Annotated in this window: 13 protein-coding genes; 7 read left to right on the forward strand and 6 right to left on the reverse strand. The window is 66.3% G+C overall.

What is annotated here, in order from left to right:
* Window positions 1-293: 293 nt before the first annotated feature.
* Window positions 294-2,453 (reverse strand): 3-hydroxyacyl-CoA dehydrogenase NAD-binding domain-containing protein, encoded by a 2,160-nt coding sequence (locus ACWEQQ_RS43080; RefSeq protein ID WP_452352306.1) that lies wholly within the window; start codon window positions 2,451-2,453, stop codon window positions 294-296.
* Between the two features lie 3 nt (window positions 2,454-2,456).
* On the reverse strand, window positions 2,457-3,671 hold the full coding sequence (locus ACWEQQ_RS43085; protein WP_452352332.1) for an acetyl-CoA C-acetyltransferase: 1,215 nt from the start codon (window positions 3,669-3,671) through the stop codon (window positions 2,457-2,459).
* 189 nt (window positions 3,672-3,860) lie between these two features.
* Between ACWEQQ_RS43085 and ACWEQQ_RS43090 the strand changes: the two genes are divergently transcribed.
* The gene (locus tag ACWEQQ_RS43090; RefSeq protein WP_452352307.1) at window positions 3,861-4,817 is read left to right on the forward strand and encodes an Lrp/AsnC family transcriptional regulator; all 957 of its coding nucleotides are present in this window, start codon (window positions 3,861-3,863) and stop codon (window positions 4,815-4,817) included.
* Between the two features lie 6 nt (window positions 4,818-4,823).
* On the opposite strand, the gene ACWEQQ_RS43095 is transcribed toward ACWEQQ_RS43090, so the two are convergent.
* The 4 genes from ACWEQQ_RS43095 to ACWEQQ_RS43110 all read right to left on the reverse strand — a co-directional run bounded on the left by ACWEQQ_RS43095 (window position 4,824) and on the right by ACWEQQ_RS43110 (window position 9,254).
* Window positions 4,824-6,206: a cytochrome P450 gene (locus tag ACWEQQ_RS43095; protein ID WP_452352308.1), complete on the reverse strand. Its 1,383-nt coding sequence runs from the start codon at window positions 6,204-6,206 to the stop codon at window positions 4,824-4,826.
* A 26-nt stretch (window positions 6,207-6,232) separates the two neighbouring features.
* Complete coding sequence (locus ACWEQQ_RS43100) at window positions 6,233-7,111, reverse strand: hypothetical protein (protein ID WP_452352309.1); 879 nt, start codon at window positions 7,109-7,111, stop codon at window positions 6,233-6,235.
* Between the two features lie 89 nt (window positions 7,112-7,200).
* Entirely contained in the window at window positions 7,201-7,842 is a 642-nt protein-coding gene (locus ACWEQQ_RS43105; RefSeq protein WP_452352310.1) for a TetR/AcrR family transcriptional regulator, read from the reverse strand.
* Window positions 7,839-9,254 carry an FAD-dependent oxidoreductase gene (locus tag ACWEQQ_RS43110; RefSeq protein WP_452352311.1) on the reverse strand — a complete coding sequence of 472 codons (1,416 nt, stop codon included), beginning with the start codon at window positions 9,252-9,254 and terminating at the stop codon, window positions 7,839-7,841. The genes ACWEQQ_RS43105 and ACWEQQ_RS43110 overlap by 4 nt, the downstream gene beginning before the upstream one ends.
* A 73-nt stretch (window positions 9,255-9,327) precedes the next feature.
* Here ACWEQQ_RS43110 and ACWEQQ_RS43115 point away from each other — a divergent pair, with 73 nt between their 5' ends.
* The 6 genes from ACWEQQ_RS43115 to ACWEQQ_RS43140 all read left to right on the forward strand — a co-directional run bounded on the left by ACWEQQ_RS43115 (window position 9,328) and on the right by ACWEQQ_RS43140 (window position 14,558).
* Complete coding sequence (locus ACWEQQ_RS43115; protein WP_452352312.1) at window positions 9,328-9,519, forward strand: ferredoxin; 192 nt, start codon at window positions 9,328-9,330, stop codon at window positions 9,517-9,519.
* 260 nt (window positions 9,520-9,779) lie between these two features.
* Window positions 9,780-10,601 carry an MlaE family ABC transporter permease gene (locus ACWEQQ_RS43120; protein WP_452352313.1) on the forward strand — a complete coding sequence of 274 codons (822 nt, stop codon included), beginning with the start codon at window positions 9,780-9,782 and terminating at the stop codon, window positions 10,599-10,601.
* Window positions 10,602-10,603: 2 nt separating this feature from the next.
* Window positions 10,604-11,467, forward strand: coding sequence for an ABC transporter permease (locus tag ACWEQQ_RS43125; protein ID WP_452352314.1), 864 nt, complete (start codon window positions 10,604-10,606; stop codon window positions 11,465-11,467).
* A gap of 3 nt (window positions 11,468-11,470) precedes the next feature.
* Window positions 11,471-12,535: an MlaD family protein gene (locus ACWEQQ_RS43130; RefSeq protein ID WP_452352315.1), complete on the forward strand. Its 1,065-nt coding sequence runs from the start codon at window positions 11,471-11,473 to the stop codon at window positions 12,533-12,535.
* Window positions 12,532-13,551: an MlaD family protein gene (locus tag ACWEQQ_RS43135; protein WP_452352316.1), complete on the forward strand. Its 1,020-nt coding sequence runs from the start codon at window positions 12,532-12,534 to the stop codon at window positions 13,549-13,551. Before ACWEQQ_RS43130 ends, ACWEQQ_RS43135 begins: the two co-directional genes overlap by 4 nt.
* A complete protein-coding gene (locus ACWEQQ_RS43140) occupies window positions 13,548-14,558 on the forward strand; it encodes an MlaD family protein (RefSeq protein WP_452352317.1) in 1,011 nt (336 codons plus the stop codon). The genes ACWEQQ_RS43135 and ACWEQQ_RS43140 overlap by 4 nt, the downstream gene beginning before the upstream one ends.
* Window positions 14,559-14,570: the final 12 nt, after the last annotated feature.

Below are 14,570 nucleotides of genomic sequence, written 5' to 3' on the forward strand. Positions count from 1 at the left end.
CGGAACAAGAACGAACATCCCCACTATTCCTGCCACGAACAGCACAGCTCCCGGCCAGACGAGCCAAGGCTCCGGGGACCAGGCAAAAGCCGTGTCCAGCAGCGCCGCGCCGACGAACGTTGTCAGCGCCGCAGCCCCGAGCAATCGCGCGCTCATCATTCCCCCCTGCGCCAGGTTCGACCACCGGCCACTATCGAGGGTACGGATTGCCAGGATCGGTCGACAACAGAAGCGCTGAACCACAACAAGTCTCGTCCGCGATGGGCGGCGGCTATTGCCGCCGCCCATGCTGGCTATTCGAAGGGTTTTCCGGATGCGGCCAGGTCGGTCAGGCTGGCCGGGGGCTGGAAGCGGGAGCCGTAGCGGTCGGCCAGTTGGGTGGCTCGGGCTACGAAACCTGGGACGCCACCGTCGTATTGGTTGATGTACTGGATGACTCCACCGGTCCAGGCGGGGTAGCCGATGCCGAGGATCGAGCCGATATTGGCTTCGGGGACCGAGCGCAGGACGGCTTCGTCGAAGCAGCGGACTGTTTCGAGCGCGGTGAGGATGAGCATGCGCTCTTTCATGTCCTCGAACGGAATCTCGGTGGTGCCACCGAAGATTTCGCGCAGGCCGGGCCACAGGCCGACGCGCTTGCCGGTGTCGCTGTCGTAGTCGTAGAAGCCGGCGCCGGTGGATCGGCCGCCGCGGTGGTGCTCGGTGACGAGGCGTTCCAGCACCGGGCCGGCTTCGACGCCGGTCACCACCTTGCCCTGCGCTTCGAACGCCTCGCGCATCAGATTGTTGATCTTCAGCGGGAGGGTGAGGGTGAGTTCGTCGAGGACTTGCAGTGGCGGAGAGGGGAATCCGGCCTGGACCCCGGCCTGTTCGATCGAGACCGGGCTGATGCCCTCGCCCAGCATGGCGACCGCTTCGAAGAGGAATCCGGCCATGACCCGGCTGGTGAAGAAGCCCCGGCTGTCGTTGACCACGATCGGCGTCTTCTTGATGGCCAAGGTGTAGTCGATGGCCTTGGCCAGCGCCGCGTCGCTGGTCTTCTCCCCCACGACGATCTCGACCAGCGGCATCTTGTCCACCGGCGAGAAGAAGTGCAGTCCGATGAAGTCCTCCGGACGCGAAACACCCTGCGCCAGTTCGGTGATCGGCAGCGTAGAGGTGTTCGATCCCAGCAGTGCGTCCGGCTTCAGCACCTGCTCCACATCGGCGAAGACGGCCCGCTTCAGCGCCGGATCCTCGAACACCGCCTCCACCACCAGGTCCGCACCCGCGCAGTCGGCGTAGTCGGCGGTCGGATGGATGCGATCCAGAATTTCGTCGCATTGCTCGACGGTCATCCGCCCTGTGACAACCGCCTTGTCCAGCAACCGCTTCGAGTAGTCCTTGCCCTTCTCGGCAGCCTCGATGGAGACGTCCTTCAGCACGACCCGCATGCCCGCCCGCGCCTGCGAGTAAGCGATGCCCGCGCCCATCATGCCCGCACCCAGCACCACGACCTTCTCGAACGTAGTCACCGGATAGCCGTCGGGACGCGCGGAACCCTTGGTGATCGTCTGCATGTCGAAGAAGAACGCCTGGATCATGTTCTTCGCGACCGGCCCGGTGACCAGCTCCATCAGGTAGCGGGTCTCGATGAGGAAGGCACCGTCGATCTCGACCTGGGTGCCCTCCACGGCGGCGGCCAGGACCGCGCGCGGCGCGGGCATCGGCTGCCCCTTGAGCTGCTTGCGCAGATTCGCGGGGAACGCAGGCAGGTTGGCCGCGAAGGCGGGCACGGCGGGGGTTCCGCCGGGAATGCGGTAACCCTTTGTGTCCCAGGGCTGTTGCGCATCCGGATTCGCCTTGATCCAGGAGCGGGCCTTGGCAAGCAGTTCCTCGGGGGTCGCGGCGAGCTCGTCGACCAGCCCGGCCTGCAGGGCCGCTGCGGGCTTGCGGCGCTGACCTTGCAACAGGATCTGGGTCAGCGCCTGCTGCACACCGAACATGCGCACGGTGCGCGTGACGCCGCCGGCGGCGGGCAGCAGGCCGAGAGTCACCTCGGGCAAACCGATCTCGCTGCCGCGAACGTCGAGCGCGATGCGGTGGTGGCAGGCCAGCGCGAGCTCGTATCCCCCGCCGAGCGCCGCACCGTTGATGGCGGCCACCACCGGCAGACCGAGCGTCTCGAGCCTGCGCAGGTTGGCCTTCATCAGGTTCAGCTCACCCGCCAGAGCGGGCACCGCGGCCAGGTCCGTAGCGAGGATGCGATTCAGGTCCGCCCCGGCGAAGAAGGTCTTCTTCGCCGAGGTCAGGATCACGCCGGTGATCGATTCCCGTTCCCGGCCCAGCCGCGCCACCACGTCGGTGAACTCGCGCTGAAAGTGCTCGGTGAGGGTATTGGCCGACGCGCCCTCGGCGTCCATCGTCAGCGTGACGATGCCCTCGGAATCGGTGTCCCACTTGATGTCCGGCATGTGTCAGACCCTTTCGACGATAGTTGCGATGCCCATGCCCGCGCCGACGCACAGGGTGACGAGCGCGCGCCGGGCACCGCGCCGCCCCAGTTCGTCGACCACCGTGCCGACGAGCATGCCGCCGGTCGCGCCGAGCGGATGCCCCATGGCGATGGCCCCGCCATTCACGTTGATCTTGTCGTCCGGAATGCCGAGGTCCTTCTGGAACTTCAGCACCACCGCCGCGAAGGCCTCGTTGAGTTCGAACAGGTCGATGTCGTCGACGGTCAGTCCCGCTTTGGCCAGCACTTTCTGGGCCGCCGGTGTGGGACCGGTCAGCATGATCGTCGGTTCCGCACCGGACACCGCCGTGGCGACGACCCGGGCGCGCGGCGTCAGCCCGAATTCCTTGCCGACCTGCTCACTGCCGATCAGCACCAGCGACGCGCCGTCGACGATGCCCGACGAATTGCCAGGGTGGTGAACGTGATTCATCCGCTCGACCCAGTGGTACCGCTGCAGCGCGACGGCATCGAACCCGCCGAGCTCCCCGAGTGTGCCGAAGGACAGCGGCAGCGCCGCCAGGGTCTCGACCGTGGTCTCCGGACGCAGCAGCTCGTCGTGGTCCAGGATCACCTGCCCGGTCCGGTCTCGCACCGGCACAACGGATTTCACGAAGTACCCGCCCGACCAGGCCGCCGCGGCCCGCTGATGCGAGCGGGCCGCGTAGGCGTCGACATCGCCGCGATCGAAGCCCTCGGTGGTGGCGATCAGATCGGCGCCGATGCCCTGCAGCACCAGGTGGCCGTCGTAGTTCGTCGCCGGATCCAGCACGTACGCGCCGCCGTCGGACCCCATCGGCACCCGCGACATGGATTCCACGCCACCGGCCAGAATCAGTGACTCCCAACCGGATGCGACCTTCTGGGCCGCCGTGTTCACAGCCTCCAGACCCGAGGCGCAGAAGCGGTTGACCTGCACGCCCGCGGTGGTGGGCGGCAATCCGGCCGCCAGCGCGGCGATCTTGGCGATATCCGCGCCCTGGTCGCCGACCGGGCTGACGACGCCGAGGATCACGTCGTCGATCACGGCCGGATCGAGCTGCGGATGCCGGGCGAGCAGGTCCTTGATCAACCCGGTCACCAGGTCGATGGGTTTGACCGTGTACAGCGCACCGGTCTTCTTGCCTTTTCCGCGTGGGGTGCGGATGGCGTCGTAGATGAATGCTTCAGCCATCAGGGCCCTTTCATGAGTGGCACTCATTCATTTCCGAGTGCCATTCATGACTGTAACTGCGCTGATCTCAAGTGGTCAACGCACCATCCACACGAATTAACCAGCCCAGGAATATTGGATTTCTGAGCACCACTCAGATACTCGGCCGGCGCGTTGACCGGCGCGGGCACGAGTTCTGCGATACTCGCTGCCATGACCCGCGTCGACGTCGAACCGCTGGACGAGCTCGATCGCGCCCTGCTCGCCCGCCTGCGCGTCGACGGCCGCGAGACCAACCGTTCGCTGGCGAATGCCTTGGGCATCAACGAGATAACGGTGGCCGCGCGCATCCGCCGCCTGGAGGAGTGCGACGTCATGCGGGTCGTCGCGGTGACGGACATGCGAGTATTCGGGCACCGGGAGTTCGCTTTCGCCGCTCTGAACGTCAGTGAACGCCCCGCCCTGCAGATCGCCGCCGACGTGGCCGCGCTACCGGAAAGCATCTCCGTCACGATCACCACCGGCCGTCACGATCTGATCGTGCCCATCCTGGGTCGCGACCGCACCCATCTGGCCGAGTTGCTGGGCGTGACGCTGGCCAGCATCCCCGGCGTCGACCAGGTGCGCGGATACCCGGTGCTCGATGTGCTCCGGTTCGACTCCGACTGGGGGTTGCTGTCGGTGGACCCGGGTACGGTACCGACTGCCCGGCCAAGCGACACCGCTGATGAACTCGATCTCGCGATCATCGACAACCTCCAGGTCGACGCCCGCCGCAGTAACCGCAGCATCGCCGCGGAACTCGATATCTCCGAAGGCACCGTACGGTCCCGGATCAAACGTCTGCTGGCGGACAACGTGATCCGGATCCAGGCGGTATCGGATATCTCCCAATTCGGGATCGGGGCATACGCCTTCGTCGGAATCACTGTCCGCGACGGCCGATTCGACGAGGCCGCGGGCGCACTGCTCGCCCGCGCCGATCTCCCGCAACTGAGCCGGACCCTCGGCGAATTCGACTTCATCGCGACCGCCTTCGCACCGACGCGGGCCGCATTGCTCTCGGCGTTGCTCAACGAGATCGCGCTGCTGCCCGGCATCCGCCGGATCGAGACGTTCGAGGCGTTCACCACGACCAAACACACCTATTTGTGGTCCTGGGTGGTGTAGCCGGGCTCAGCCCCGCTTGACCAGTTTGACCGGCAGCCCGTTCTTCATCTCCACCGTCATCCGGTACTTGGGCTCCAGGCGGTGGCGCGGATCCACCTCGACCCGAAAGCGTTTGAATGCGCCCGCCACGGTGTGCGTGCCCTCGATGTAGGCCATGTGCATGCCCAGGCACAGCCGGGCACCGCGACCGAACGGGATGTACGCGTCACGCCGGACCGTGCGGTCCAGCCAGCGGTCCGGGTTGTACCGCGCCGGGTCGTCCCAGTACCGAGGGTCGCGCTGGATCGAGATGTTGGAGCTGACCACCGTGGTGCCCGCCGTGATGCGGTAGCCGCCGATCACATCGTCGTCGATGGCCACCTTCGGATTGATGACCAGCCCGCCCTGCAACCGCTGCGCCTCGTCGAAACACGCACGCGCATAGACCAGATTGCTGGTTTCGGTGGGCGAGAGCGAGCCGCCCCCGGCGGAGTCGAGCTCGTACAACAGCCGCTCCTCCACCTCGGGATGCCGGGCGACCTGACCGAAGGTCCAGGTCAGTGCGGCGGAGGTGGTGTCGAACCCGCCGACGACCAGGCCCACCATTTCCGCGAGCACCTTGTCGTCCTCTAGTGGGGTGCCGTCGTCATAGGTCGCGGCGAGCAGCACATTGAGCATGTCGCCGCTGTCGGTGGGGTTGGCACGCCGCTCGGCGACGATGTCGGTCAGGAACAGATCGAGTTCGCGCTGCGCCCGAATACCGCGCCGCTCCCACAGCCGCGGAATCTGGGTCGGCACCGACCACATCAGGGTGCGCGCGGTCATGGCCCCCATGATGTCGATCAGGTGGTCGATGACCCACTGCAGCCGGGCCTCGGTGAGCCGGCGCGAGAACAGAGCGTTGAACAGGACCGCGACCGTCAGCACCTTCATCCGGCGCTGCAGATCGAAGGTCTCGCCGGTGTCGGCCAACCGCTCCCAGTGGTCGAGTTGCTCCGAAATCGCCTCGTCGAACAGCGATTCCAGATCGAGCAGCGACTTCTTGGTGAGATGCGGCTTCATCATCCGGCGGCCGCGCGCCCAGTCGGCGTCGTCGAAGGCGAAGAACCGGAACTCGTGCTCGACCGGCTTCTCGTACTCGGTGACCCAGAACGCGCGCTTGTAGTTGGCGGCATTGCCGACCTGGACGTGATTGATGTGGTCGAGGGAGCCGAGCAGCACGATATCGGCGCCGGGAACCGGGAGCGAGACGACGTCACCGTACTTCTCGGTGATCTTCCCCGGGTAGAGATAGGGGTCGATCACCATGCCCCGCCACATTTCCAGTGCGGCCCAGCCGCGGGGTCCGGGCGGCGCGGGCGCGACGAGACCCAGGCCGGTTCGATCCTGGGCGGAATTGGCCGAAACCATGGGAATACCTTCCTTCACAACGATTTTCAGACGATGTCGGCGGCGGTGGCATAGCCGCCATCGGGTGCGGTCACGGCGCGTTCACGCAGTTCACGCAGGACGGGAATCTGCAGCAGCGCGTAGGTGACGGCCAGCGAGGTGACGCAGACGATCAGGCCCGCGGCCCACGTGATCGGCCATGGCGCCGAGGACTGCACGGCCTGGTAGACGGGCCAGCTCACGCCCAGGATGTAGCCGATCGTGAGCGCGGGGATGAACAGGATCATCCAGAACAGTTGCGCCCCACGCAGATAGCGCACACCGAAATAGATGACGATGCCGTAGACCGGCAGCAGGGTGGTGTTCTGGACGATGGAGTACAGGGGGATGCCCAGGATGCGGGTCGGATTGTCGCCGTAGTAGACGATGATCCCCCAGTGGTGCAGCAGCATCTCGGCGACGATCTCGGGCACGCCCACGTAGACGGCCGACAGCATGAAGATGTCCCGCAGCGACCGGCCCTCGGCGATGTAGTGATAGGCGTAGTACCCGCCCACCGCCACATACGGCATGCAGCCGACCAGGATGAAGGCCGGCATCGAGCGTCCCATGATCGAGTAGTGGAACCACGGGATGTCGGCCGCGTACTTGACCAGGCCCGCCTGGTCACCGAGGGGCTCGATATTGGCCGCGATAAAACCAGCCACGACCAGCATCGACGGTAGTACCTCGCGGTGGCGGAACAGCTTCCACGCCGCCCAGCCCACCGCCGCGGCCGCGCCCGCGTACAGCAGGACGATCACGATCCACGCGGCCGTCTGATTGGCGTGCAGTTCGGGCGGGAGTGGGATCGCACCCTCGCCCGGCAGCTGGATTGCGGGGTCGGCGAGTACCACCACCGTTGCGTTACTAATGTTACTGCTCATGATGTATTGGTAACATGTATCGGGCGTCACATCAAGGCCCCCGAGCGCGGCGAGCGAGTCGCCGGCCCGTGGGCCGCGGGTCGAAATGGCTAGTGCGGCAACACGCGTTCGACGATCTTGCGCACGAAGGCCCGCTGGTCGGAGGCCACCGGATGAGTCGGCGCGACCGGCGCCAGCAGCAGCGACACGACCAGTCGCATCAGGACGTCACCCACGAAGTCCGCCTCGTCGGCCGCCAGCGGATCATCGAGCTGCTCGTCCTGCAACAGGTGCGAGATCAATCCCGCGCCCCAGGCCTGGCCGTCGAGCTCGGTCCCGCGCCACGCGTTCACGATCGCCGCCGGCTCGACCTGAGCCAGCCGCTGGAAGATCGAATTGCCCTGGGCCACGGAGATCAGCTGCCGGACGACGGTTTCGGCACGATCGAGCCGGTTGTGCGCCGAGTCCGCCGCGGTCGCGATCCGATCGAGCACGGTGCGCAGTTCGTGGGCGTAGGTCGCCTGCACCAGCCGTTCCCGGCTGCCGAAGCGCCGGAAGACGGTCATCCGGGTGAATCCGGCCCGTTCGGCCACCGCGTCGATGGTGAGATTGCGTTCACCGTTCTCGCTGATCACCGCCGCCGCCGCGGCGAGGATGGCGATATCGGTCCGGCTCTCGGGCACCTTGACCTCGCCGCCTTCGGCAATGGCGAGGAAGGACTCGAGGGCGCTGCGGGTATCGGCCGACATCATGGTTCGATACTGACACGACAATCTCCGGCCCCGGCGGACGACCGGCTGACCGCGACCATGACGTCGCGCTCGACGACCTTGACCCGCTCCCGCCCTTCGTCGGCGCCCAGGTCCCGCTCATAGGCGTCGAGCAGCTGCCAGCCGTACCAGGTGGTGAAGGCGATACCCCGGCCCTCGAGGAGCGCGACAACCGCCTCGGGCTGTGGCTGCTCGGGCCGGACGAAACGGTCCACATCGGCGAGCAACGACGAAATCGTCTCGCTCGCATCACCTTTGGTGTGCCCGATGAGTCCCACCGGACCCCGTTTGATCCATCCGGTGACATAGACACCGGGCAGATACCGCCGTTCGGGGGCGTCGGCGCCGGGGTCGGCGAGCACCCGGCCCGCCTCGTTGGGAATGACGCCCGCGCCTTCGTCGAACGGCACCCCCGCCACAGGTTCGGACAGATAGCCGATGGCCCGATAGACGGCCTGCACCTCCCACTCGGCTTGATTCGCCTCTGCCGCAACGACTTCGGCACCGCCGGGCCGGGTCCGTTCGGTCCGCAGCGCCCGGACGCGGCCGTCCCCGTCACCCAGGATCTCGACCGGGTTCTCGCAGAAGTGCAGGTACAGCCGATGCGGCCGGTCGCCGGGTTCCCGCGCCGCCCACTGCTCGAGTGTGTTGCAGATGAGATCCACCTGTTTGGAACTCCGCCGCAACGCGAGGGCGGCCTCGTCGTACACGAGGTCGGCCGGGTCCACGATGACCTCGATGGTCGGGGAATGATCGAGCTCGCGCAGCTCGAGTGGGGTGAATTTGGCGTGGGCGGGACCGCGACGGCCGAAGACGTGCACTTCGACGGCCTGATTCGCACACAAGCCCGCGTGGACATTCGGCGGGATTTCCGTCGGGAGCAGCTCCTCGGCACTCTTTGCCAGGATCCGGGCGACATCGAGGGCCACATTGCCGACCCCGAGAACAGCGACCTTCTTCGCGTCCAGCGGCCAGGTGCGCGGCACATCGGGATGGCCGTCGTACCAGGAGACGAAATCCGCAGCACCGTAAGAACATTCGAGGTCGATGCCCGGGATGGGCAGCGCCCGATCGGAATTCGCGCCCGTGGCATAGACCACCGCGTCGTAGAACGACCGCAGGTCGCCGAGCGTGATGTCGACGCCGACGTCGATATTGCCGAGCAGCCGCACCTGTGGCTTGTCGAGCAGCTTGTGCAGCGCGGCCACGATGGCCTTGATCCGCGAATGGTCGGGCGCGACACCGTAGCGCAGCAGCCCGAAGGGCGCGGGCATGCGCTCGTAGAGGTCGATGCTCACCGAGGCGTCGGACCTCATCAGCGCGTCGGCGGCGTAGATGCCGGCGGGTCCGGCGCCCACGACAGCCACGCGCAGCGGTCGGGTCGAAGTGTTCATGAGGCCCTTCCATGTTACTGAATATGCTGTTTCAATAACATTTGTATCACCACCGACCCAGCAGGGAGAACTCATGGAAATCTCGATCGACCGCTCACTCTGCGACGGCCACGGGCAATGCATCGCCGTCTCGGAAGGACTGTTCGACTTCGACGAGAACGGCACGACGATCCTCACCGCCGACCCGACCGAGGATCAGCGACCACTGGCCGAGCTCGCCGCGGCAGCCTGCCCGAGCCTGGCCATCTCGGTATCGGACGACTGACCGATATGAATGCGCAGGAGATACTGGTGTGATCCGACGCAAATAAGAGTATTGCCGTGCAATTTAAACGCATATGCGTAGCAACTACATGTAACTTGTGCGCATTTGCTTGCGCCCATCGGTCGCGGTGTGGCATCGTGATCGCCACCTCGGGTGACCGCCGACACAGTTGAGTCCCGGGTGTGTCCCCACTCTCGACGCTCGGAGACCCGCCGCCTCGAGGCATCTCCATCCGCGAACAGCCAGCAAGGTGCCACCGAATGAGTGATACGGCAGCGACGCCGCTCGTACAGTTCTTCACCACCAAGGCCGAACGGAGCCTCGGAACCATCGGCCGAACCGCACAGCTCGCCGCCGCCGTCCTCGCCTACAGCGCGGTCGACATCGTGCGCGGCCGGCTTCCGCTCACCGAATTGCTCACGCAGACGTGGACGCTGCTGAAGGTCACCGCGCTGCCGGCCCTGCTCATGGCGATCCCGATCGGCGCCGAGGTGTCGGTCCAGGTCGGCGGGCTCATGGGCCAGGTGGGCGCGAACTCGCTGGCCGGCGCGGCCAGCGGGCTGGGCGTCATCAGCCAGGGCGCGCCGATGGCGACGGGCCTGCTCATGAGCGGGGCCGCCGCCTCGGCGGTGGCGTCGGATCTCGGCTCACGTACCATCCGTGAGGAAACCGACGCCATGCGCGTCATGGGCATCGATCCTGTTGAGCGCCTGGTGATGCCGCGCTTCCTGGCCATGATCCTGATCTCGCCGATTCTGTGCACGGTCATCATCTCGGCGGGCGTCTTCGCCGGGTTGTTCATCGCCGTCTCAGTCAACGGCCTGGTGCCGGGCAGCTTCTGGCAGTCGCTGGGGGCCTTCGCCACGGTGACCGACGTGGTCTTCGCCATCGCCAAGGCCGTAGCGTTCGCCGCCATCGTGGTGCTGGTCGCGAGCCTGCGCGGCCTCGAGGCCAAGGGCGGTCCCCGCGGCGTCGCCGACGCGGTCAATGCCTCGGTCGTGCTCAGCGTGGTGGCCATCTTCCTCACCAATCTGTTGTTCACACAGTTCCAGTCGATGTTCTTCCCCGCCCAGGTGTCGTGACGATGACCGCTACGAAGTACACCCCGGCTCCCCGGATCACCGCCGCGCTACGCCCCGTCCGCCATGGCGCCGCGCAGTTCTGCACCGAAATCGGCCGTGGCGCACTGTTCGTCGCCAAGACGACCTATCTGCTGCCGAAGACCGTGCGGATGTACCGGCATCAGACACTCAAGACCATGCACAGCATGGCCTGGGGGCGCGGCTCACTGGTCGTCGACGGCGGCGTGGTGAGCCTGATGCTGCTGCTCGGACTCTCGGTCGGCATCGCCATCGCGATCCAGGCCTACGACGCGCTCAACCTGCTCGGGTTCGGCGCGCTGAGCGGCATTATCGGCTCGTTCGCCAATATTCGCGAGATCGCGCCCATTCTCACCGGCATCGGCTTCGCCGCCCAGGCCGGATGCCGGATGACGGCCGAGATCGGCGCCATGCGCATCTCCGAGGAGATCGATGCCACCGAAGCGCTCGGCCTGCAGGCGATTCCGTTCGTGGTGGGCACCCGGCTGATCGGCGGGATGCTGTGCGTCATCCCGTCCTATCTGCTGGCCCTGGTGGTCAGCTTCGTGACCGGCGGGACGGTCGTCAAACTGTTCCGGCACGAGGCGCCGGGCACCTACGACCACTACTTCGGGCAGTTCCTCGACGTGGGCGAAGTGGCGTTCTCCCTGCTGAAGGCCGTCGTGTTCTGCATTGCCGTCACCTTCGTGCACTGCTATTTCGGCTACTTCGCCGAGGGCGGGCCCGCCGGGGTCGGATCGGCGTCCGGGCGGGCGATCCGGATGAGCCTGATTCTCATCGTGACTCTCAATTTCATTCTGTCCGTATCGATTTGGGGCCTGAGCCCCGTCATGGAGTTCAAGGGCTGACCCATGCATCAGGACTTCATCCGCGGCACCGACCGCACCCAGCGCCGCGCACTGTCCCTGGCCGCCGCCGTCGTCGTCACAGTGACGGTGATGCTGGCCGTGCTCGGTATCGTCGTGCACCGGCTCGATCGCGACGACGGTCTGGTCGTCATGCGCATAGACACACCGTATGTGGCTCCGGGCATCTCGTCGGGAACGCACGTGATGCTGCACGGCGTACCGGTCGGCACGATCACCGCGCTCGACCGGATCGACGGCGAGCGAGTGCGGCTCACCGTGGCGTTGCAATCGAGCCGGATCTCCGGGCTGACCGACGCTTTCGATATCGACTACCGGCCCGAGAACTATTTCGGCGTCACCGCCGTCAATCTCATCGGGGGCACGGGCGGACGGCAGCTGACTACGGGCCTGCTGCTGCGCCGGAATCCACTGGGCGACTACTCGATGTCGACCATGATCGAACGAGGGTCGCTGGTGGTCGACGGGACACTGACACAGGAGATGATGACCACCCTCGACAAGGTGGTGCGCTACACCGACGGCCTGAACCCGATGATCCGCACCGGCATCGTGCTGGCCGATCGCATCGCGAAAACCCAGCGGGCACTGCCGAGTTCATCGCTGAGCGCGTTCAACGACGTGGCCGACGTGCTGCCCGTATTCCTGCGCGAAACCACCGCGGGGCTCTACGGCGTCTACGACCTCGACTATCACCACCTCCCCGACGGCAGTCTGGGGACCAACGATCCCCTCCTCGACCACGCTTCCGCCGGACTCGGCCTGGCCAGCGGAAGCCTGTTCGGCGCGGCCGGAAAGCTGCTCGCCTCGCATGGTGACGAACTCACCCCGGTCGTGAAGGCCGTGCAGGAGATCACCGACACCATTCCCGGCGTGCTCGCCAACGGCAGCCTGGCCGGGAAGCTGCAAACCCTGGTGGACCAGTACGACCGCGCGTTCTCCGGCGCCGGCGCCACGCGCACACTGCAATTGCGTGTGGTGCTGGACCGGCTGCCCGCGCTCGCGGCTCCCCTGGGCATGCTGCCCGCGGCGCCGGGGGCAGGCCGATGAATCATCGCCGCATCATCACCGGCTACCTCATCCGGCTCGGGATCGCCGCCGTGGTCGCGTTCGTCCTGCTGTCGCTGGTGATCACTGCGATCCGCCGGCCGGTCGAGGGGACGACGGCCACGGCGACGGCGGATTTCACCGATGTCTCGGGGCTACACCAGGATTCCGATGTCCGGATGCGCGGCCTGCAGATCGGCAAGGTGCGCGATATCTCGATCATCCGTGACCACGGACGCAGTCTCGCGCGAGTGACGTTGTCGCTGGCCTCTCCCTATCACCTGACGTCCAATGCGCAGCTGGCCGTGAAATACCAGAATCTGACGGGCATTCGCTATGTCGATCTGTCCGTGCCGGCGGACGCCGGCGGACCGGTGACCCATCTGGCGACCGACCGGACCCAGCCCTCGTTCGATATCACCCGGCTGTTCAACGGTTTACAGCCGGTGCTGCGAACCCTGAGCCCGCAGGAGATCAATACCTTCACCGAGAACGCGCTGACCGTGCTGCAAGGTGACGGCACGGGTCTGGCGCCGATGCTCGACAGCCTGCGCAAGCTCGCCGACCAGGCGCGCGACCGCCAGCAGCTGATCTCCACCCTCGTCGACAACATGTCGCGCATCGACTCGTCGATCGGCGGCAAGTCCGCCAATGTCATCCAGTTTCTGCGCAGCCTGAACATCACGGTGCTCGCGGCGAACTCGGTGCTCGACGAATTCCGCAAGACCGACCTCTACGGGCCGCTGTTCATGCGGCCGGTCGCACGGCTCATCGCGCAGCTCGGCCTCCAGGAGGATCTCGACATCGACAAGCTGCTCGGGTCGGCGTTCTCGTCCATGAATCAGGCGGCCGAGGCGATTCGGTTGCTTCCCAACACGTTCGAAGGTCTGCAGGTGCCCGGGCTGACCACGCCCGGTACGGGATCCGCGCTCGGCTGCTCACACGGAGCAGCCGACCTGCCGGACACCGTCAAGGTCCTCCTCAGCGGCAGCAAGGTGACGATATGCAAGCCCGAATGAGTTCCGCCCGTACGCGCCGCGCAATGCGCCGGACCCTGCGGCGGATCGCATCCGACGAAAAGCTCCTGGGGTCCGTGGTCGTCGGTATCACGGTGGCCGTCCTGGTGACCACCACCGTCGTCTACCTCCATCCTCCGGGCCGCCACCCCGTGGTATTCGAAACGACCGACGCGGCCTCGATCCGCGGCGGCGAGGACGTCCGGATCGCGGGGGTGTCGGTCGGGAAGGTCACCGGCGTGACGCTGGAGCCGACCGCGGTGCGCATTCACGCCGACGTCCCCACGAGTGCCTTCGTCGGTGCCGATTCGACCGTCGAGGTCCGCATGCTCACCGCGGTCGGCGGCTACTACGTATCGATCGTCCCCGTCGGGGAGAAACCTTTGGGAGACACGGTGATTCCGGCGTCACGGGTCACGATGCCGTATTCGATCGCGGATGTCCTGCAGGACGTCCCCCCGGTCACCGACAATACCGACGGCACGCCGGTGCACGGTGACATCGCCCAGCTGGCAACAGGTTTGCAGCACGCCCCCGACTCGGTGGGCTCCTTGGTCGCCGGGCTGGACAGCGTGGCCAAGGTGATGTCCGTGCAGCGTGATCAGATCCGGACCACACTAAGTCTGGCGTCGGAGTACACCACGGCGTTCAACAGCAACCGGGACTTCGTGTTCCAGTTCCTCCGCGATCTCGAAACGGTGCTCGCCACCTACAACACCTATCGGGCCGGGTTCAACGAGTCGTATCAGTTGGTGGGCGACGTGCTGACGCGGCTGTTGCCCGAGGAACAGTACTTCCTCGACCACAAGCAGGATGTCCGCGCGGCCGTGGCGCAGGCGAAGCAAGCCCTCGGCGATTTCCTGGGCGCCGTGGACCCGACCATCGGCGGGCTGTCCGCACTGCGCGATCGGCTGGCCGCCTGGCTGACTCCCGATGGCATCGCACAGCTCGGCGGCGGGCAGCTGCTGGCTTCTCAGGTGTGTGTCCCCGTGCCGGGACGGGCGTGCTGAGATGAACCGGAA

The organism is Nocardia sp. NPDC004123 (genome assembly GCF_053603795.1).